Raw genomic sequence first — 19,624 nt, 5'->3', positions numbered from 1 at the left:
CAGGGGCGCCGCAACGCGCCCTATAAGAACAAGCCAGAAGGATTCCCTATGTCCCAGAGCGCCCCGGAAGACGCACTCGCCAGCCCGCCGCTGAACGCCGAGCGGCTGTTGCAGCTGATCACCGATGAATACGAGAGCCTGCCGCGCCAGCTCAAGCGCATCGCCAGCTACATGAACCAGCAAAGCGACCGGATCATGGTCGACCGCATCAGCGACATCGCGCGGGAATGCGAAGTGCACCCCTCGGCCATCGTGCGGTTTTCCCAGCGTTTCGGTTTCAGTGGTTTCAGTGAGATGCAGGCGTTGTTCCGCGAGGCCTACACCCACAAGACCACGCCGGTGCAGAACTACCAGCAGCGCATCCGCAGCATGATCGCCAACAAATCGCAGAAAGCCAGCGGCGGCGACCTGGCCCGTGAGTGCGTGAATGCCACCCTGTCGGGCATCGAGCGCCTGGGGCTTGAGCTGGATGACGCAGCCTTCGACAAGGCCGTGGACCTGGTGGTGAATGCCGACAATATCTACGTGGTGGGCGTGCGCCGTTCGTTCGCTGTGGCGGATTACCTGGTGTACAACCTGCAGCACACCAACAAGCGCATTCATTTGGTCTCGGGGTTGGGCGGCAGTTATCGCGAGCAGATGCGCAGTGTGCGGGCCAACGATTTGGTGATTGCCATCAGCTTTACGCCGTACGGCAAGGAAACCCAGCACTGCCTGCGCATTGCCCAGCATCATCAGGCCAAGACACTGATTATCACCGACAGCAACCTGTCACCCTTGGCCAAGCGCGCAAGCACAGTGTTGCTGGTGAATGAAGGTTCGTCGTTTGCGTTCAGGTCACTGAGTGCGACGTTGTGCCTGTGCCAGGCGTTGTTTATTGCCGTGGCGTATCGGCTGGAGTTGAAGGTCGATGAGATTCATGAACAGGTGGGATTCGACGACTGATGGCGATCATGTAGGAGCTGGCTTGCCTGCGATGGCGGTGGATCAGTGCCAGATGTACAGGCTGACACACCGTCATCGCTGGCAAGCCAGCTCCTACATTTAGCGCAGTGCCCGGCGCAACACTTTACCCACCGTCGTCTTGGGCAACTCTTCAGTACGAAACTCCACAAACCGCGGCACCTTGTACCCCGTCAGGTATTCCCGGCAATGCGCCAGGATTTGCTCCTGGGTCAAACTCGGGTCCTTGCGCACCACGATGATTTTCACCCGTTCGCCGGTCACCCCATCCTCCACCCCAATCGCCGCCACTTCCGCCACGCCCGGATGCAACGCCACCACGTCTTCGATCTCGTTGGGGTACACGTTAAACCCGGACACCAGGATCATGTCTTTCTTGCGGTCCACCAGGCGAATGAAGCCCTGCTCATTCATCACCCCGATGTCCCCGGTGGACAGCCACCCTTCGGCATCCAGCACCTCGGCCGTTTCCGCCGGGCGCTTCCAGTAACCCTGCATCACCTGCGGCCCGCGCACTTGCAACTCGCCCTGCTCGCCCAGTTCTGCCAGCTCGCCGTCTTCACGAATAAACCGCACCCAGGTCGACGGAAGCGGCACGCCGATGCTGCCGGTAAATTCCATCTCGCGCATCCGCGAGATATCGATGGGGCTGATGCTCACCACCGGCGAGCACTCGGTAAGGCCGTAACCTTCGATGATCGGCAAACCGGTGACTTCCTTCCAGCGCTTGGCCACGGCGGTATGAGTGGCCATGCCGCCGGCGATCACCATGCGCAAATCGGAAAAGTCACGGGCGCAGAACTCCTTGTTTTCCAACAGGCCATTAAACAGCGTATTCACCCCGGCAATCCCGTTGAAACGCTCTTTGCGCAGGATCATCTGCACCCGCTTCACGTCTCGTGGGTTGGCGATCAGGATGTTGCGCCCGCCCAGGCACATGAACATCAGGCAATTCACCGTCAGGGAAAAGATGTGGTACAGCGGCAACAGCGTGACATTGGTTTCCTGTTGATTCTGGTCCAGTTGATTACCGACCCACGCTTTGGCCTGCAACAGGTTGGCAATGATATTGCGGTGACTGAGCATCACGCCCTTGGCGTCGCCGGTGGTGCCGCCGGTGTATTGCAGGAAGGCCAGGTCTTCGCGATTCATCGGCACCGCCAGATGGGTCTTCCCGCGCCCCTGTTTCAACACTTGGTTAAAGCGCACCGCCCCCGGCAGGTGGAAGCTCGGCACCTGCTTTTGCACACTGCGCAGGATGAAGTTCATCGCCGCGCCCTTGAAGGTGCCGAGCAAATCACCGATGGCCGCCACCACCACGCGTTTGACAGTGCTGGCAGCGACGACCTTCTCTAACGTATGGGCGAAGTTTTCGAAAATCACGATGGTCTCAGCCTCGCTGTCCTTGAGCAGGTGTTGCAGCTCCCGGGCGGTGTACAGCGGGTTGACGTTGACCACCACAGCGCCGGCCAGGATCGTGCCCAACAGGCAGATCGGGTATTGCAAGCAGTTGGGCATCATCAGCGCCACCCGGTCGCCCTTCTTCACGCCCTGGGCTTGCAGCCACGCAGCAAAGGCAATGCCCTGCACCTGCCAATCGGCATAGGTCATCTCGGTGCCGATGCTGACGTAGGCCACACGGTCACGGAACTTGTACAAGTGCTCCAGGAACACCTCACGCAACGACGGGTACTCCTCGATGCCGGCATCGATGTCTGCCGGTACGCCGGGCAGGTAAGCGTTCAACCAGAGGCGTTCGGTCTGTTCCAGGCTTACAGCGTTCATGACAGTCTCCTTGTTGTTTTTATGGTTTGGCACTACTTCTCAACGATGGCGGTAATGCCCAACCCACCCGCCGCGCAGATCGAAATCAAGCCGCGCCCGCCACCACGCTGGTGGATGGCCTTGGCCAGCGCCGCGAGTTGCCGGCCACCGGTGGCGGCGAACGGGTGACCGCAGCCGAGGGAGCCGCCGTTGACGTTCATTTTGGCGCGGTCGATGCTGCCCAGCGGCGCGTCGAGGCCCAGGCGGGCGCGGCAGTAATCCGGGTCTTCCCAGGCCTTGAGGGTGCACAGCACTTGGGCAGCAAAGGCTTCGTGGATCTCGAACAGATCGAAGTCAGCCAGCGTCAGGCCTTCGCGCTTGAGCATGCGCGGCACGGCGTAGGCCGGGGCCATCAGCAGGCCTTCGGTGCCGTCGACAAAATTCACCGCCGCGGTTTCACCGGTTCGTAAATAGGCCATCACGGGCAAGCCGCGTTCGGCGGCCCACTCCTCACTGGCCAGCAACACCACCGAGGCGCCATCGGTCAGGGGCGTGGAGTTGCCGGCGGTGAGCGTGCCGTTCTGGCGGTCGTAGGCCGGGGACAGGCTGGCGAGTTTCTCCAGGCTGGCGTCGGCCCGCAGGTTGTTGTCCCGTGCCAGGCCGCGATACGGGCTGATCAAATCGTCGAAGAAACCCTGCGTGTACGCCGCGTCCAACCGCTGGTGGCTGATGAGGGTCAGTTCGTCCTGGGCCAGGCGTTTGATCTGCCAGCGCTTGGCCATTTCTTCGCAGTGTTCACCCATGGAGAGGCCCGTGCGCGGCTCGCCATTGCGCGGCAGCAGCGGCTTGAACAACATCGACGGGCGCACGCCCATCAATGCCTTCAACTTGGCACCGGGGCCCTTGGCACGGTTGGCTGCAAGCAAGGTATGGCGCAGGGATTCGTTAATGCCGATGGGTGCGTCGGAGGTGGTGTCGGAACCACCGGCGATGCCCACTTCGATTTGCCCGAGGGCAATTTTATTTGCCACCAGCAACGCCGCTTCCAGGCCCGTGCCGCAGGCTTGCTGCAAGTCGTAGGCCGGCGTTTGCGCAGACAGCGTGGTGGACAGCAGGCTTTCCCGAGCCAGGTTGAAATCCCGGGAATGCTTGATCACAGCTCCCGCAGCAAACTCGCCTAGGCGCAGGCCATGAAGGTTGTAGCGGTCTACCAGGCCTTGCAGGGCGGCGACCAGCAAATCCTGATTGCTGTCGTGGGCGTACACGGTGTTGGAACGGGCAAACGGAATGCGGTTGCCGCCGATAATCGCCACGCGGCGGGTCGGGGCCGGGTTGAAGCTGTAGTCACTCATCGAGGGTTCTCATTCCAGATAAACAGCCCACGCATATGGGGTTTGTCGCCAGCGAAATTGCGCACTTCAAACTCACGGCGCGGGCCGGTTGGCGGGACGTTCCACAGGGCCACCTGGCCGGGCAGGAAGATCGGCAACTTGAAGTCGCAATGAGCCTCGGCCTGGCCCAGCCCACCGGGTGGTTGCTGGGCCGCCAAGGCGCGGCCCAGGGTCCACATGCCGTGGGCAATGGCCCGGCGGAAACCGAAGAGCCTGGCGCCGATGATCGAGGTGTGAATCGGGTTGAAATCCCCCGACACCTTGGCGAAACGCCGCCCCAGACCGGCCGGCAACACCCAGCGTTGGGTGCGCAGCAAACCGTCTTGCTGCAACGCCAGCACATCGTCCCACGGCTCCCCGACCGGGGCTTTTACATCACGGCGCAAATACAGGCTGTCGCTTTCCCACACCAACGTGCCTGTGCTGTAGGCGCGGGTGGCGATGCTCAACGCCTGGCCCTTGGGATGGGAAACCCAGCGCGCGCAATACACCTCCAGGCGCAACGCCTGGCCCTCCGCCAGGCGTTGATGCTGACGGATGCGATTGGCCAGGTGCACCATGCCGCTGGCCGGGTACGGGAAGCTCGGCCGGGTCAGCAGCATCAGGTGCAGCGGGAACGCCAGCACGTGCGGATAGGACAGCGGCACGCCCTGCTCGCGGCGAAAACCGCAGGCCCGGCCATAGGCTGCAATCCCTTGTGAAGACAGCTCAACCGCCGAGCGCACCAGGCGTTCGTTCGGTAATGCCGGCGCGCCTTCGACCTTGGGTTTGCGCAAGCCCAATACACCGTCCAGCAACAGCCGCGAATGTGAGGGCGGCGGGTCAATAATCTGCGTCACGTATTCCATGCTCAGGCTCCCAACAGGCTTTGGCCGCAGACCCGCACCACCTGGCCATTGACCCCGCCGGAAGCCGGGTGCGCCAGCCAGGCGATGGTTTCTGCCACGTCGATGGGTTGCCCACCCTGGGACATGGAATTCATTCGCCGGCCCGCTTCGCGAATCATCAGCGGGATCTTTGCGGTCATCTGGGTTTCGATAAATCCGGGCGCCACGCCATTCACCGTCACCTGCTGCGCCGCCGCGTGCGGTGCAAGGCCTTGCACCAGGCCGATCACCCCCGCCTTGGAGGTGGCGTAGTTGCTTTGCCCAAGGTTGCCGGCGATACCGGAAATCGACGAGACACACACGATCCGCCCACCGGGCTTAACGCCCTGGCTTTCCAACAGCGCCGTGCTCAGGTGCCACGGCGCCTCCAAATTGACCGCCAGCACACTGCGCCACGCGGCTTGCGTCATCTTGGCGATGGTTTTGTCGCGGGTAATCCCGGCGTTGTGTACCAGCACGTCAAATGCACCGTGTTGGCTGACATGCGCCTGCAACTGTTGCGCGGCATCAAGGGCGGTGATGTCCAGTGCCAGCGCGGTACCGCCGACACTGCTGGCCGCCTGTTGCAGCGCGTCCTGGGCCTGGGGCACATCCACGCAGACCACTTGCGCACCGTCACGCGCCAGCACCTGGGCAATCGCCAGGCCGATGCCACGGGAGGCACCGGTGACCAGGGCCCGGCGCCCGCTGAGGGGTTTGTCCCAGTTGATTTCGGCTTGGGTGTCCACCGGCTTTTCCAGGCGTACCACTTGCCCCGAGACATAGGCCGAACGCCGCGACAGGAAGAACCGCAGGCTGCTTTCCAGCGCGCCTTCAGCGCCGGGCGCGACGTAGATCAGTTGCACCGTGATCGCCCGGCGCAATTCCTTGGCCAGTGACCGCACCAAACCTTCAAGCGCGCGTTGGGCGATGGCTTGCGGCAAGTCCTTGCACAGCTCTGGCGCGGTGCCGAGCACCACCACCCGGGCGTGTTGCCCGAGGCGCTTGGCGTTGGCGTGGAAGAATGCGTAGAGCTCGTCCAGTTGCTTGAGGTCGGCGATGGCACTGGCGTCGAACACCGCGCCCTGGACCTTGACCGTTGAGGGCGCCTTGAGGGTCGCGGCGGTTGCGCTCACCGTGTCGGTGGCGGTGAAAATGCGCTGGATTTCCGCCCCCAGGCGCCCTGCCCCGGCGACGATTACCGGGTTGGCCAGGCCTTGTTGGCCGCTGCGGTGGCGTTGCAGCGTCAGGGGTTGGGGCAGGCCGGCAGTGCGGGCCAGCCAGGCTCCCCAAGGGGAATTGACGAAAGAAAGGTAGCTGTCACTCATGGATAAACTCACTCACAACACGGTGTTGCCATGGAAACCCGATCCCCTGTGGGAGCTGGCTTGCCTGCGATGGCATCGCCTCGGTGTAACGGATACACCGCGGCGTCTGCATCGCAGGCAAGCCAGCTCCCACATTGACCGTGTTCCTCCAGTTCCAGTCAGTTGACCGGTGCGTTTTCGCCTTGGCTGGCGCGACGTTTTGCGCTCGGTTTGGCGGCCTGTTCCAACGCCTGTTGACGCTGTTGCAGGGCTTCCAGCAAGCCGAAGTCCTGCGGGAAGTCGTCCACCTGAATCGCGTGATCGCCGTACTCCACATAGCGCGCGAGCACGCTTTCTTCGTCATCGCTGATTAACTCCAGCGCCCGCGCCTTGACCCGCCACGGCGTAAACGCAGCACTGGAAATCGGCATCGGCTCGATCAGGCCTTGCTTGACCGAACCCTTGAGTCGCGCCTCGATCAGTTCCACTTGTGGCAGCAGACGCAAGGCCAGTTCGCCATACGCCAGCTTGTCGATTTCCGGACGCGGAATGTAGGAGTTACCCAGCAAGCGGTCGCGGGTTTCCCCCGGTACTTGCACCAGCTCCGCCACTTGCGCCAACAGCCGATCCGACGGCTTGCGCTGCGGGATACCAAACGGGAACGTCAAGCCACGCACCACGGCGGCCGCGGCTTTCGACGGATAGTTGTCGAGCACTTCTGCCAGGGCTTCATGGGCGCGCAGCAACGCGTCCTGCGCGGCCCAATGCACCAGCGGCAGATCCGCCTGTGGCCGGCCATCGTCCTCAAAGCGTTTGAGCACGCAGGACAGGATGTACAGCTGGGACAGAATGTCCCCCAGCCGCCCGGTGATGCTTTCCTTGCGCTTGAGGGCGCCGCCCAGCACGCCCATGGAAATGTCCGAGATCAACGCCAGCACCACCGACAACCGATTGGCCTGGCGGTAGTAGGCCGCCAGCGCGGGATCGGTCTTGCCCTGCACCGAAATCAGCCGCCCGCCCGTCAGCGCATGCACCGCGGCACGTACGGTATTGGCCAGCACAAAGCTCAGGTGACCGAACATCGCGCTGTCGAAATCCACCAGGGCCTTGCGCCGGTCGGTGTTGCGCGCTGCTTCCATCTCGCGGAACACATAAGGATGGCAACGGATCAGGCCCTGACCGTAGATGATCAGGCAGCGGGTCATGATGTTCGCGCCTTCCACCGTGATGGCGATGGGGCTTTGCTGGTAGGCCCGGGCGAGGAAGTTGTTGGGGCCCATGCAGATGCCCTTGCCCGCCACGATATCCATGCCGTCGTTGACGATGATTCGCGCCCGTTCGGTAACGTGATACTTGGCGATAGCCGAGATTACCGACGGCTTTTCACCGGCATCGAGTGAAGCCACCGAGACCTTGCGCACCGCGTCGCAGGCATACAGATGCCCGGCCATACGCGCCAAGGGTGCCTGCACGCCTTCGAACTTGCCGATCGGCAGGCCGAATTGCTTGCGCATCGCCGCGTAAGCCGTGGTGCCGCGCACGGCCACCTTGCCCAGGCCGACGTTGGCCGACGGCAGGGAAATCGCCCGGCCGGCGGCCAGGCATTCCATCAACATGCGCCAGCCGTTGCCGACTTGTTCGCGGCCACCGATCACCCATTCCAGCGGGATAAATACGTCTTTGCCGGTGGTAGGACCATTCTGGAATACGGCATTGAGGGGCCAGTGACGCCGGCCGCTGTTCACACCCGGATGGCTGGTCGGGATCAACGCACAGGTGATGCCCAGGGCACCAGGCTGGCCCAGCAAACCGTCCGGGTCTTCGGCGCGAAATGCCAGGCCCAGCACGGTGGCGATTGGGCCGAGGGTGATGTAACGCTTGTCCCAGGTCACGCGAAAACCCAGCACATCCTCGCCTTCGTGCAAGCCTTTGCAAACGATGCCCAGGTCTGGAATTGCCCCGGCGTCGGAGCCGGCATACGGGCTGGTCAGGGCGAAGCACGGGATGTCTTCGCCACGGGCCAGGCGTGGCAGGTAATAGTTGCGCTGGGCGTCGGTGCCGTAGTGCAGCAGCAGCTCGGCCGGGCCCAGGGAGTTGGGCACCATCACCGAAATCGCCGCCGCCGAGCAACGGGTGGAGAGCTTCATCACCACTTGCGAATGTGCATAGTGGGAGAAGCCTTTGCCGCCGTATTGCTTGGGAATGATCATGCCGAGGAAGCCGGCGTCCTTGGTGTACTGCCAGCCTTCGGGGGACATGTCTTGCCAGACCTGGGTGGTTTCCCAGTCGTTGGACATGTCGCACAGGGTCTCCACTTCGTTGTCGAGGAACGCCTGTTCTTCAGCGCTGAGGCTGGCCGGCGCGGCTTGCAACAGGCGCTCCCAGCGCGGTTTGCCGCTGAACAGCTCGGCGTCCCACCACACGGTGCCCGACTCGATGGCCGCGCGTTCGGTGTCGGACATCGCCGGCATGATGCTGCGGAAAAGGCCCAGGGCCTTGCTGGTCAACAGGCTGCGGCGCAGGGGTTTGATCGTCAGCAGCAGCGCGGGCAACACCACCAGCACTGCCACCACGCTGGCACCGAAACCGGCGACCACGTTGAACAGGTAACCGACCGCCAGCCAGACCAGGCCGGCACCCAGCCAGAGGGTGGCAGCGGCTTGTCGATACGCCAGGGCAATCGCTGCTGCGAGCCCCGCCAATAACCAGATAACCATGGGGATACCTCTACTCAATTCAGGGTACGGCTGATGCGCGAGCAGGTCGAAATGACCTGCGGCTTAAAGCCACACTACAAACTTGAAAAGACAAATTCAAATTTTGTTTTGAAATTTTTATTTAATGCTTGGGCGAAAACATCAGCGGCCGAACGCGTCAGCCGAGTGGGTCAATGGAAAGAAGGTTGGAACGGGTCGCATGGGCGACCCGCCGATAGAGAACTCCGGATAAGAGCGCCAAGATGCGCTTGCCGCCCTAATCCATCCTGCTGCGATTTACTTAGAACGCATACGTTGCCGACACAGCGACTACGTCGCCCGAGGACTCGGTCTTGCCGTTCAGGCTCGCGCCACCCAGGCGGTCCACGTTCTTGGTCTTGAGGTTGACGTCTTGCACGAACTGATGGGAATACGCGACGTCCAGTTTCAAGCCTGGGATAGCCTTGATGTCGTAGCCGGCACCCAACGACAGGAAGTAACGGTCGCCGTCCGGAATCCGAGGGTCGCGCGTGGAGTTACGCGTCGGTGTCTGGTCAGAGGCCACACCTGCACGCAGTGTCAGCTCGTCGGTGGCTTTGAAGTCACCGCCCACGGAGTACATCCAGGAGTCACGATAGTTGTAGGGAATGGAGACGATGGTGATGTCGCCAGACTTGAGAGTCAGGTCCTTGAAGGATGACCATTGGGTCCACACGGCACTCACACCCAGGGTGAAACGGTCGTTGAACTGGTGCACCCAGTCAAAGGCCGCCGTAGCAGGAATGTCCAGTTGGGTACTGGCATGGGCGCCGTCCGGGAACAACTTCAACCCTGGGTACGCCTGTTCAACCAGTGTGCCGGTGCCACCAAACGGGCTCGGTTGGGTCATCAGGTTGTAGGAGAACTGGTCGGCGCGAATGTTGTACTTGCCGGTCATTTTGTTCTTGATTTTGGCGTGGTAATTGAGGCCGAGGGAGTCCTGGTCAGTGGGCTTCCAGACCACACCGGTAAACCAGCCGGTGGAGATATTATCGACCTTGACCCGCATCAAGGCTTCGCCCACCCCCGCCGGGAATTGAGCGCCGCCAAACAGCGGGGAGTTCGAGTTGGACGCGGCCGCCAGCAAATCGATGTTCTGGCTGACGAAGCCTTTACTGTGCTGGACGATGATCCCGCCACCGATGGAGAAATCGTCACGGACCTTGAACGACAGAGACCCGGTCAGCCCCACCGTTTCAATCTTGGTGTCCACAGCGAAATCTCGAAGCTTGGAGTCCTCACTCCAGGTTGAACGCATACCCTGCGGTACCACCTGGGCCAGGCCGAACGCGAACCGGTCACCCAGCGGCATCACCATGAAACCGGTCGGCAGCCACGCAGTAAAACCACCCTCGCCGCCATCGTTGTTATTGACCGTCGTCACTGAACCGGGAAAGCCATCCGGGCCGACCGGCGTATTGGATACCGGTTGGCCCAGGTAGTCATTGGCCTGCCCCTTGTACTTGATCTTGATGCGCGCGTAGTCAACGGTAAATTGCGCGACATTATGTTCGACGAAGGCCATTGCTGCGGGGTTGTTATACGCCGAACTGGGATCGTTCTTGAACAGCGAACCACCACCAAACGCACGTCCCCACCCCGGAGCACCATAAGTTGGCGTAGAAAAGCCACCCGCCTGCACAGGCGCGGCGACCATCATCCCACCCATCAATGCCAACCCCAGCAAAACCTGCACCTGTTGTTTTTTATTATTCATGCGGCACTCCTTATTGTTTTTTCACTGAACCGGCCCCAGCCGGCTCGTCTTGCTGCTTGGTTCACCCCCTCGGGGGGCGCAATCAATCGACTCAATGCGACGTACGTATCAAGGAACAATGATGACGTTTGGAATATGGGCGCTTAACGAAACCACCGTGCAGTTGCCGGAAAGCACTTGGTTAGCAGCAGTTACATCAAAGCCACCGGCACCATTGGCCTGGCTGGCGACAATGGCCGTAGGGCCACATTGGGTGCCTGGGAGCGAACTGGCTGGAATGGCGTAACCCACGTTGGCCAGCACGCCGTTACCGCTTCCCGAAGCAGGGGGCGTCAGCACCCAGGGTAAATGGGTCAGCGAAGGCAGCCGGCACAATGCATTGCTGCCCGAAACGCTGGCGGTGAGGATATCGGCGGCTGAACCGTCGCCGCGCACCACACCAGAAAGCTGAATATTGCAGGTTATCGCCGCACCAAACATCGAAGGCGACTTGACCGTAAGCGTGGCGCCCGCACTGGTAGTAAAGGCTGCACCCGCAGGGCTGAAGCCTGCAGCAGAAGCCATCGACGCCGTAGCGACGCACAGTGCAAACGAACCGATATAAACGAAGGCGTTCAAGCGCTTCATTATTCCTTCCTCATCCATGACGACTCAGGTCGCCAGAAGTAACGACACATGGGCAACACACACCTGGGGTGAACAAGCGCCTCGCGAGAGGCGCTTGCGTTAACGGGTGATCAGCCCTTTTTACGGAGTGCGTTTATCAAGGAGCGATGCTGACACCAGGCGCGGTGACGGCCAGGCTCTGCACGGTGCAACTACCGCTGAGCGGCTGGTTGGAAGCACTCAGGCTGGCGCCACCGGCAACGTTGGCCAGGGTCACCGCAATGGTGGACGGGCCGCAGTTAGTGGCTGGAATCAGTGGCGGAATGGCAGCGATGGTGTAACCGACGTTGGTCACGGTGCCAGCAGGCGACAGTACCCAAGGCAGGTTGGTCATATGCGGCAACGAGCACAACTGGCTGGTGCCCGAGACGGTGGCGGCGGTGATGTCTGCTGCCGAGCCATCAGCGCGAACTTTGCCGGTAAACGAAATATTACAGGTCACTGCACCGCCAAAAGAGGATGGCGATTTAACCGTAATCGTTCCGCCAGCGTTTGTGGTGAACGTAGCGTTGGCAGGGCTGAACGTTGCGGCACTGGCCATCGATGCCGCACCAAAGCACAGAGCAAACGAAGTTACACAAACGAGGGTTTTCAAACTTTTCATTATTTTTCCTCACATGTTATGGCGAGTCATTTCGCCAGGGGTAATGGCCATGATCGAGAGGTCACGGTGAATCTGCAGAACTTCCCTTTCCAGCCAAATTTCAATTCAATTACCGCTACAACTTCCAACTGTTACTCAACAACTTTGAAACTGGGCGGCATCTTGATCGATACCGTTTTAATCGTGCAGTCTTCGCCTATAGGCACGTTAACCGCTTCGAGTTTGCCGGTGGCGTTGTCCCAGGTTCCGTCTGCCGTAGAGGGGCCACACTTGCCGCCCAGACCAAAGGCATGCACATCGACGGCGATCTTCGACATCGAGCCGCTCTTGGTGTCTTTGGCCACTAATACCCACGGCAAGTTGATGGCTTCGACCCGGCTGCACTTGAGGCCGCCGTCGAATTCAACTTTGTCGACATTCACCGAGGCACCATCCGCTGCCACCTTGCCGGCGACCTTGATGGTGCAGTCCGCGCTGATCAACGCGCCCTTGGAAAAGCTGATGGGGCCCTGGGCAGTAAACGCACTGCCGGCAGGTTCGATACGGGCGGCCTGGGCCTGGTGGTAAACGATCAGGCCCAGGGCGGCCAATACAATGTGCGTGGTGAACCTGGCAGGTGTTTGCATGGTGTACGTCCTTCCCTTAATTTTATTTTTGTTCGGGTCAAACCACTTCTTGGCAACTAAGCCGTACTCGAAATCGGTTATTCCGGGCGATAAAAACCTGCGCGATACACAGATCCCGAGTACGCCCTACCGCTGACTGCTTTACGTTAGAAGGTGCTGGTGTTGCCGTATTTCTCCAGGTACTTCAAACGCTGTGAAGGTTGAAGATTGGTGAGGGTGACATCCCCTGCATAATGGTTAAGTACCCGGTGGTCCATGCGTCGTCGCCACAAATACGGCACGTACGCCCAGACAATCATGCTGGCATAACCGTATGGCAGTTGTGGCGATTCATCAAAGTGACGCAGAGACTGATAACTTCTGGTTGGATTGGCGTGATGATCAGAATGCCGCTGTAGTTGGAACAAAAAGATGTTGGTAACAATCCGGTTGCTGTTCCACGAATGCCGGGGCGAACAACGTTCATAACGACCGTTGGGCAACTTCTGGCGTTTGAGGCCGTAGTGTTCGACATAGTTGACGACCTCCAGCAGCGAGAACCCATAGACGCCCTGGATGATCAGGAACGGAATCACTGCCGCGCCCAGCCAGGCAATCATCGCGCCCCACAACACCACGCTGTACATCCAGGCGCTGAGTACCCCGTTCTTCCAGTGCCAGGCCGGCAGGCCGAGTTTGCGCAGGCGTTCCCGCTCCAGGTTCCAGGCCGAGCGGGCGCTGAACCACACCGAGCGTGGAAGGAAGGCCCAGAAGCTTTCCCCGAGCCGCGAGCTGGCTGGGTCTTCCGGGGTGGCGACGCGTACGTGGTGGCCACGGTTGTGTTCGGTGTAGAAGTGCCCGTAGAAAGTCGGCGCCAGGGTGATCTTGGCCAGGATGACTTCCAGCAGGCGCGGTTTGTGCCCCAGCTCATGGGCGGTGTTGATCGCGATGCCGGTGGCGGCGCCGGTGGACATCGCCATGCCCAGGTAGGTGAACCAACTGACTTCGCCGTGCAGTTCAGTGCGAGCCGTGATGAACGCGGCGGTTTTTGCCAGCCAGTTCGACGGGTCCAGTGCAGCGGTAGCGTGCAACAGGCCGCCGTTGATGATCCAGTCGATGCCGCCTGCCGCCAGCCACCCGGTGATTACCACGGACGAGATGACAAACAGCACGCCGGTGTAGACGATCCAGCGGTAGTAGCTTTGAGATTCGAGGTTGTTGACGGCCGATTCCGGCGGGTTGCTGAGGTCTTCACCCAGCAGGCCGTCGATCAATGGGATCAGGCCGAAGATCACCAGCACGCCCACCCACCACAGTTGTTGCACGCCGGTGGTGATGGCCAGGGCGCCAGAAAGCAAAGGGGTTGCCAGGGGCATGATGCCGAGCCACCACAGGTGGCGTTTGCCGTCGGTCCAGACGTTCGGGGCAGCCAGGGTCTGATTCATGGCAGCCTCCGCACGAGGCAGGTTGGCAGGGTGCAAAAAGAAACACTGAACAGGTACACGGAGCGGTGACTGCTCCGAGAATTCAACCATGCGATAAAAGGCGTTTTTTTCATTATTTTATTCGCTCTTAGGCACTTCAAAAATTATTTCAAATTAGACATTGAAATATTTTTTTAAATAAATAGCGCGGAATCGTTAGGTCGTCAACTAAATTCTTGAACCCTTTTGAACGTGACCGAGCAGTCTCTTTTTCAGCCGTTTGGTCAGGTGTCTAGAGCAAGGATTGACGAGGTTGAGCCGCGGGTTCAGTCGCACAATTATTTGCTCGCCAGTGCAAATGGCGGGTGCAAAACCGTCGCGTCTTGCGGTGGCCGGACGCGCTTGGCCACCTGCTCCACAATGGCCGCGACACGCTCGGCGGCGGTGATTGGCAACATATGCCCGCGCCCTTCCACCAGTTGCAGCTTCAGGCCCGGCACCAGGCTGGCCAGGGCCTGGCCGTGTTTGCGGAAGTCCAGCACCTTGTCCTGCGCGCCATAGATCAGCCCGATCGGCAACGTCAGCTGCGGGTAGCGCTTGACCATGTCCGGCAGGCAATCGTTGACCAGGTTGATCTCGGTGGAGGCTGCATAAAAGTTATCGGGACGCATGCCCAGCAAGCCACCACCGCGGGTAGCGAAGTCCTCCGGCGCGGGGTCGGGGGCGAACACGCCCTTGACCACGGCGCCTTTGGTCAGCAGGCCGATGGGCATGGTCAGGGTATGGGACATGAAGCGCCTCAGCCATCCGGGGCGTATCGCCAATGACATAAACACCAGCGGCAGCATGCGCTGGGGATGGGTCAGTGGCGCCACCAGAATCAATCCGCAAACAGCGTGGGGATGGTCCAGCGCCAGCGCCAGGGAAATCGCCCCGCCGAGGGAATGCCCCAGTACCAGCGGCGTGTCCAGGTCCAGCGTCTTGATAAAGCTGGCGACTTGCCGGGCCTGGCCTGGCAGGTCGGCAGCGGTGCCGGCATGCCGGGTGGAATAACCCGACCCCGGACGATCCAGGGTGATCACCCGAAAATGCTCACGCAACTGGGCAGACAAGGCGTACGTCAGGTTGCGACTGCTGCCCATCAGCCCGTGGATCATCACCAACGGCGGGCCCTTGCCCTCGTCTACATAATGAAAGCGCTCGCCGTTGATCTCCAGAAAGCGCCCGTTGATCGGAACAGCAGCTTCTATACGGCGTGTCATCCGGGCACTGAAGCCCCACAACACTACGCTTAACCCTACACACACACACGCTGCGACAACCCACTCGACAGCCATAGCTCGGTCCTCTGCATCCTGCGTTGCTGGCGGCCCGACCGGTATTGGTCAAAACCTCAGCCATCGTCCAAACCCTGGACCTTAACTGCGTGCGTAAAAGCCCTCGTCCGTCGGAAAAGTCGCACTTGAGGAACTGGGTCGTAGCCTAGACGATATTTTCAGGTAGATTATTTAAAATATTTTTTAAAATAATTAATTCAATTTTCCTTTGCAATGGTGTTTTATCTAAAAGCCAAAACAAAAACAAGGAGCACATCCGATGTCGAAACCCGTAAGGCGCCACCGGCCCACGAGGGACAGCCTATGAATGCCCACGACACCGTCGACATCGCCATCATCGGTTCCGGGTTTGCCGGCCTGTGCATGGCGATCAAACTCAAGGAAGCCGGGTTCAACGACTTCTTCATTGCCGAGCAGGCCGACGCTCTCGGCGGCACCTGGCGGGACAATCACTACCCCGGTTGCGCCTGCGATGTGCAATCGCATGTCTATTCGTTTTCGTTTGCGCCCAACCCGGACTGGACGCGGCAATTCGCGCCGCAGGCAGAGATTCGCGCCTACCTGGAGCAGTGCGCGCGGCGCTTTGAGCTGGCGCCGTTCCTGCGCTTTGGCATGGGCTTGGACAAAGCGCTGTTTGATGAGGCGCAACAGCGCTGGAGCCTGAGCTTCAGCAATGGTCGCCAGGTCAGCGCGCGGGTGCTGGTGTCGGGAATGGGCGGCCTGTCGCGCCCGGCATTGCCGGACATTCCCGGCCTGGACAGCTTCAAGGGCAAGCGCTTCCACTCCCAGCAGTGGGACCATGAGTACTCATTGAAGGGCAAACGCGTGGCCGTGATCGGCACCGGCGCCAGTGCTATCCAGTTCGTGCCGCAAATTGCGCCGCAGGTGGCCCACCTGGACCTGTTCCAGCGCACGCCGCCATGGATCATGCCCAAGCCCGACCGGCCGATTTCACGCGTCGAACGCTGGGTCTTCAAACACCTGCCCTTTACCCAACGCCTGGTGCGCGGTGCTTTTTACTGGGCACTGGAAGGCCGCGTAGTGGGCTTTGCCCTGCACCCGAGCCTGATGAAAATGGTGCAGAAAATCGCCATGCGCCACCTGCATAAACAAGTGGCCCGCCCTTCCCTGCGCAAAACCCTCACGCCCGACTACACCATCGGCTGCAAGCGCGTGTTGATCTCCAATGACTACTACCCGGCGCTGTCACGCAGCAACGTGCAGGTGGTGACCGACAACGTGCAGCGCATCGAGGCCGATGGGCTGGTTACCGCCGATGGCATCAAGCACCCGGCCGATTGCATCATTTTCGGCACCGGCTTCCAGGCCACCGATCCCTTGCCGCGCAACTGCGTTATCGGGCGCAACGGCATCGACCTGATGGACACCTGGCAAGACGGCGCCCATGCCTACCTGGGCACCACGGTGCCGGGTTATCCGAACCTGTTCCTGATCGTCGGCCCCAACACCGGGCTGGGGCATAACTCGATGATTTTGATGATCGAGGCCCAGGTCACCTACATCCTTGACGCCCTGCAACAGATGAAGCGCCATCGCATCGCTACGGTCGACGTCAAGCCGGCGGTGGAGTTGGCCTATAACGCCAGGCTGCAGGACAAACTCAAGGGCACCATCTGGTCCACCGGCGGCTGCAAGAGCTGGTACCTGGACCCGCGCACTGGCAAGAACACCACGCTGTGGCCCGGCTCGACCTGGCGCTTCAAGCAAGTCACCCGGCATTTCGCACTCAAGGACTACGTCGCCAACCTGGTCCCGGCGCCGTCCACACCGCGCCCGGCTGCGACGCCGCCCCACACCACCACAGAAGGGAGCCTGTCATGAAGTCATTCAACGGCCGCGTGGCGGCCATCACAGGCGCGGCTTCCGGCATGGGCCGCGCGCTGGCACTGGCGTTGGCGCGTGAGGGTTGCCACCTGGCGCTGGCAGATAAAAACAGCCAGGGCCTGGAGCAGACCGTCGCGCTGATCACGGCCCAGGGCCACGCACCAGTGCTTGTCACCTCGCACGTACTGGACGTTTCCGACCGCCAGGCCGTGGAAGACTGGGCCGCCCGTTGCGCAGCCGAACACGGCCAGATCAACCTGATCTTCAACAACGCCGGCGTCGCGCTGTCCAGCACCGTCGAAGGCGTGGATTACGCCGACCTGGAATGGATCATCGGCATCAACTTCTGGGGCGTGGTGTACGGCACCAAGGCCTTTCTGCCGTACCTCAAGGCCAGCGGCGACGGGCATGTGGTCAACACCTCCAGCGTGTTCGGCCTGTTCGCCCAGCCGGGTATGAGCGGCTACAACGCCACCAAGTTCGCCGTGCGCGGCTTTACCGAATCCCTGCGCCAGGAACTCGACCTGCAAAAAAGCGGGGTTTCAGCCACCTGCGTGCACCCCGGAGGGATCCGCACCGACATCTGCCGCAGCAGCCGGATCGACGCGAACATGACCGGCTTTTTGATCCACAGCGAGCAACAGGCCCGCGCCGACTTTGAAAAGCTGTTCATCACCGACGCCGATCAAGCCGCCAAAGTGATCCTCAACGGCGTACGCAAAAACAAACGCCGCGTGCTGATTGGCCGCGACGCTTACTTCCTGGACCTGCTCGCCCGCTGCCTGCCAGCGGCCTATCAAGCGCTGGTGGTGTTCGCCAGCAAACGCATGGCGCCCAAACACCGCAGCGCGCCCTCGCCCGTCCTTGAAACCCACGAAGAGCACCGTCTCTGACCTGGAGTACCGACCATGCTGCCGATTCGCCGCGACCTCCGTTTTGCCTTGCCGGCCGAACGCATCAAGAACTGGCACGAACAAGGCCCGTTCATCACGCACTTTTTCAACGCGCTGTCGTTGCTGTTTCCCCAGGGCGAACTGTTCTTCATGGACAGCGTGCGCCATTACCGCCAGCGCATCGAAGACCCGCAACTGAAGAAGGAAATCCAGGGGTTTATCGGCCAGGAAGCGATGCACAGCCGCGAGCACGTGGCCTACAACGACCTGCTGCAAGCCGCCGGGCTGCCGGCGCATTTCCTGGATCGCCGGCTGAAGATGATCCTCGACGCGCAAAAGAAGTACATGCCTGCCTCGTTCAACCTGGCGGTGACGATTGCCCTGGAGCATTACACCGCGATGCTCGCTGAAATCCTCCTCAGCGACACGTCGCGGTTTGGTGATTCGGTCAAGGGTTACCAGCAGATGTGGTACTGGCACGCCCTGGAAGAAACCGAGCACAAGGCGGTGGCGTTTGATGTGTGGAACAGTGTGATCAAGCCCGGGCCCACGCGTTATTTGCTGCGCACCGGCACCATGCTGACCACCACGCTGCTCTTTTGGCTGGTGATCTTCGATTTTCACCTTCGCCTGCTGTTTGCCGACCGCAGTGCGGGCGGGCATTTGAAGGGATTCTGGCGGATGCTCAAATTCCTGTATGGGCCCAAGGGCGTGTTCCCGCGTATGGCGTTGCCCTGGCTGCATTACTTCAAGCCGGGGTTTCATCCCTGGGACCATGACAACCGGGCGCGCCTGGCGGGCATTGACCGGTTGGTGGAGGAAATCGAGAAAGCCCATAAAAACTATGGGCCTGCCTGATGCCACCTAGCGCTGGGCCGGGATACGAAGGTCGCCATCCCGGCACTGGCTCTTGACGCTGCGCGGGCAGCCGGCAAACGCCAGGTCCTTGGTCAGGCATACACGCACCTCGGTCAACACGGCGCCCTTGCAGATCACCGCAAGGCCATGGTTGCCCATGGCCGGGTTGCTCTCACGAAACAGCGCTTCGATGTCCCGCGCAGCCAGGTTGCCCGGGACATTGAAGGGCTCAAGCGCCTGCGGGATCTTGACCACGCCCAGTGCGGCATCGGTCTTGTCCAGATAGGCTGACGCCTCAAGCCCGCTGCAGGTGCCGTGCTTGGCCCACTCATGCTTGAGCAGTTTGGGCGATGGGAACAACGTCTTGCCACGGGCATAGTCGGCATCCGACAACCGCGACTGCGGCGCACACGATGCCGGCCAGCCGCCCTTTGCGTACTGTGGCCACAGCCCATGCAGGACAAACCCGTAACCCTTGCCCGAACATTGCTGGTCGTCCGGGTGAGTCAGGCAGAAGGTCGGCGACCACGACAGCGACAACAGGTAAAAATCAAACTCACCAGCCTGCCCCTGAGCCTTCGGCGCTGCCGTAGCGGCACCTGCCAGCACCAGCCATAACACCATCCATACTGCTTTCATTTTCATCCGT

The 19,624-nt window shown here is 60.9% G+C and carries 16 protein-coding genes; 4 read left to right on the top strand and 12 right to left on the bottom strand.

Annotated elements, in window-relative coordinates; all coding sequences use genetic code 11:
* The first annotated feature begins 48 nt into the window (after positions 1-48).
* Positions 49-945, top strand: coding sequence for a MurR/RpiR family transcriptional regulator (locus tag ACZRN6_RS19070; RefSeq protein WP_322144773.1), 897 nt, complete (start codon positions 49-51; stop codon positions 943-945).
* 99 nt (positions 946-1,044) lie between these two features.
* On the opposite strand, the gene ACZRN6_RS19065 is transcribed toward ACZRN6_RS19070, so the two are convergent.
* The 11 genes from ACZRN6_RS19065 to ACZRN6_RS19015 all read right to left on the bottom strand — a co-directional run bounded on the left by ACZRN6_RS19065 (position 1,045) and on the right by ACZRN6_RS19015 (position 15,379).
* Positions 1,045-2,748, bottom strand: a complete 1,704-nt coding sequence (locus ACZRN6_RS19065; RefSeq protein ID WP_464008521.1) for an AMP-binding protein — start codon at positions 2,746-2,748, stop codon at positions 1,045-1,047.
* A gap of 32 nt (positions 2,749-2,780) precedes the next feature.
* A complete protein-coding gene (locus ACZRN6_RS19060; protein WP_464008520.1) occupies positions 2,781-4,079 on the bottom strand; it encodes an acetyl-CoA C-acetyltransferase in 1,299 nt (432 codons plus the stop codon).
* Complete coding sequence (locus ACZRN6_RS19055; protein WP_464008519.1) at positions 4,076-4,966, bottom strand: MaoC/PaaZ C-terminal domain-containing protein; 891 nt, start codon at positions 4,964-4,966, stop codon at positions 4,076-4,078. The genes ACZRN6_RS19060 and ACZRN6_RS19055 overlap by 4 nt, the downstream gene beginning before the upstream one ends.
* 2 nt (positions 4,967-4,968) lie before the next feature.
* Positions 4,969-6,312, bottom strand: a complete 1,344-nt coding sequence (locus tag ACZRN6_RS19050) for a 3-oxoacyl-ACP reductase (protein WP_322144769.1) — start codon at positions 6,310-6,312, stop codon at positions 4,969-4,971.
* 158 nt (positions 6,313-6,470) lie between these two features.
* Entirely contained in the window at positions 6,471-9,008 is a 2,538-nt protein-coding gene (locus tag ACZRN6_RS19045) for an acyl-CoA dehydrogenase (RefSeq protein ID WP_464008518.1), read from the bottom strand.
* A gap of 280 nt (positions 9,009-9,288) precedes the next feature.
* Complete coding sequence (locus ACZRN6_RS19040; protein WP_464008517.1) at positions 9,289-10,743, bottom strand: outer membrane protein transport protein; 1,455 nt, start codon at positions 10,741-10,743, stop codon at positions 9,289-9,291.
* Positions 10,744-10,851: 108 nt separating this feature from the next.
* Positions 10,852-11,370: an alkane oxidation protein activator PraB gene (gene praB, locus ACZRN6_RS19035; protein WP_322144766.1), complete on the bottom strand. Its 519-nt coding sequence runs from the start codon at positions 11,368-11,370 to the stop codon at positions 10,852-10,854.
* Between the two features lie 136 nt (positions 11,371-11,506).
* The gene (gene praB, locus ACZRN6_RS19030) at positions 11,507-12,013 is read right to left on the bottom strand and encodes an alkane oxidation protein activator PraB (RefSeq protein WP_322144765.1); all 507 of its coding nucleotides are present in this window, start codon (positions 12,011-12,013) and stop codon (positions 11,507-11,509) included.
* A gap of 131 nt (positions 12,014-12,144) precedes the next feature.
* Complete coding sequence (praA, locus tag ACZRN6_RS19025) at positions 12,145-12,639, bottom strand: alkane oxidation protein activator PraA (RefSeq protein WP_322144764.1); 495 nt, start codon at positions 12,637-12,639, stop codon at positions 12,145-12,147.
* A 146-nt stretch (positions 12,640-12,785) separates the two neighbouring features.
* Complete coding sequence (locus tag ACZRN6_RS19020; protein ID WP_464008516.1) at positions 12,786-14,063, bottom strand: alkane 1-monooxygenase; 1,278 nt, start codon at positions 14,061-14,063, stop codon at positions 12,786-12,788.
* Positions 14,064-14,380: 317 nt separating this feature from the next.
* Positions 14,381-15,379 carry an alpha/beta fold hydrolase gene (locus ACZRN6_RS19015; RefSeq protein ID WP_322144762.1) on the bottom strand — a complete coding sequence of 333 codons (999 nt, stop codon included), beginning with the start codon at positions 15,377-15,379 and terminating at the stop codon, positions 14,381-14,383.
* Between the two features lie 303 nt (positions 15,380-15,682).
* On the opposite strand from ACZRN6_RS19015, the gene ACZRN6_RS19010 reads away from it, so the two are divergent.
* The 3 genes from ACZRN6_RS19010 to ACZRN6_RS19000 are packed head-to-tail and all read left to right on the top strand — an operon-like array spanning position 15,683 to position 18,975.
* Entirely contained in the window at positions 15,683-17,221 is a 1,539-nt protein-coding gene (locus ACZRN6_RS19010) for a flavin-containing monooxygenase (protein ID WP_464008515.1), read from the top strand.
* Positions 17,218-18,117 (top strand): SDR family NAD(P)-dependent oxidoreductase, encoded by a 900-nt coding sequence (locus tag ACZRN6_RS19005; RefSeq protein ID WP_464008514.1) that lies wholly within the window; start codon positions 17,218-17,220, stop codon positions 18,115-18,117. Before ACZRN6_RS19010 ends, ACZRN6_RS19005 begins: the two co-directional genes overlap by 4 nt.
* A 15-nt stretch (positions 18,118-18,132) precedes the next feature.
* A complete protein-coding gene (locus ACZRN6_RS19000) occupies positions 18,133-18,975 on the top strand; it encodes a metal-dependent hydrolase (protein ID WP_464008513.1) in 843 nt (280 codons plus the stop codon).
* Positions 18,976-18,981: 6 nt separating this feature from the next.
* On the opposite strand, the gene ACZRN6_RS18995 is transcribed toward ACZRN6_RS19000, so the two are convergent.
* Positions 18,982-19,620: a ribonuclease T2 family protein gene (locus ACZRN6_RS18995; protein ID WP_416152071.1), complete on the bottom strand. Its 639-nt coding sequence runs from the start codon at positions 19,618-19,620 to the stop codon at positions 18,982-18,984.
* Positions 19,621-19,624: the final 4 nt, after the last annotated feature.

The organism is Pseudomonas sp. A125 (genome assembly GCF_055409485.1).
This window is presented reverse-complemented; position numbering and strand designations above follow the sequence as displayed.

Coding starts and splice junctions, on each gene's coding strand:
- ACZRN6_RS19070 (WP_322144773.1), top strand. CDS start 49: ATGTCCCAGAGCGCCCCGGAAGACGCACTCGCCAGCCCGCCGCTGAAC.
- ACZRN6_RS19065 (WP_464008521.1), bottom strand. CDS start 2,748: ATGAACGCTGTAAGCCTGGAACAGACCGAACGCCTCTGGTTGAACGCT.
- ACZRN6_RS19060 (WP_464008520.1), bottom strand. CDS start 4,079: ATGAGTGACTACAGCTTCAACCCGGCCCCGACCCGCCGCGTGGCGATT.
- ACZRN6_RS19055 (WP_464008519.1), bottom strand. CDS start 4,966: ATGGAATACGTGACGCAGATTATTGACCCGCCGCCCTCACATTCGCGG.
- ACZRN6_RS19050 (WP_322144769.1), bottom strand. CDS start 6,312: ATGAGTGACAGCTACCTTTCTTTCGTCAATTCCCCTTGGGGAGCCTGG.
- ACZRN6_RS19045 (WP_464008518.1), bottom strand. CDS start 9,008: ATGGTTATCTGGTTATTGGCGGGGCTCGCAGCAGCGATTGCCCTGGCG.
- ACZRN6_RS19040 (WP_464008517.1), bottom strand. CDS start 10,743: ATGAATAATAAAAAACAACAGGTGCAGGTTTTGCTGGGGTTGGCATTG.
- praB (WP_322144766.1), bottom strand. CDS start 11,370: ATGAAGCGCTTGAACGCCTTCGTTTATATCGGTTCGTTTGCACTGTGC.
- praB (WP_322144765.1), bottom strand. CDS start 12,013: ATGAAAAGTTTGAAAACCCTCGTTTGTGTAACTTCGTTTGCTCTGTGC.
- praA (WP_322144764.1), bottom strand. CDS start 12,639: ATGCAAACACCTGCCAGGTTCACCACGCACATTGTATTGGCCGCCCTG.
- ACZRN6_RS19020 (WP_464008516.1), bottom strand. CDS start 14,063: ATGAATCAGACCCTGGCTGCCCCGAACGTCTGGACCGACGGCAAACGC.
- ACZRN6_RS19015 (WP_322144762.1), bottom strand. CDS start 15,379: ATGGCTGTCGAGTGGGTTGTCGCAGCGTGTGTGTGTGTAGGGTTAAGC.
- ACZRN6_RS19010 (WP_464008515.1), top strand. CDS start 15,683: ATGAATGCCCACGACACCGTCGACATCGCCATCATCGGTTCCGGGTTT.
- ACZRN6_RS19005 (WP_464008514.1), top strand. CDS start 17,218: ATGAAGTCATTCAACGGCCGCGTGGCGGCCATCACAGGCGCGGCTTCC.
- ACZRN6_RS19000 (WP_464008513.1), top strand. CDS start 18,133: ATGCTGCCGATTCGCCGCGACCTCCGTTTTGCCTTGCCGGCCGAACGC.
- ACZRN6_RS18995 (WP_416152071.1), bottom strand. CDS start 19,620: ATGAAAATGAAAGCAGTATGGATGGTGTTATGGCTGGTGCTGGCAGGT.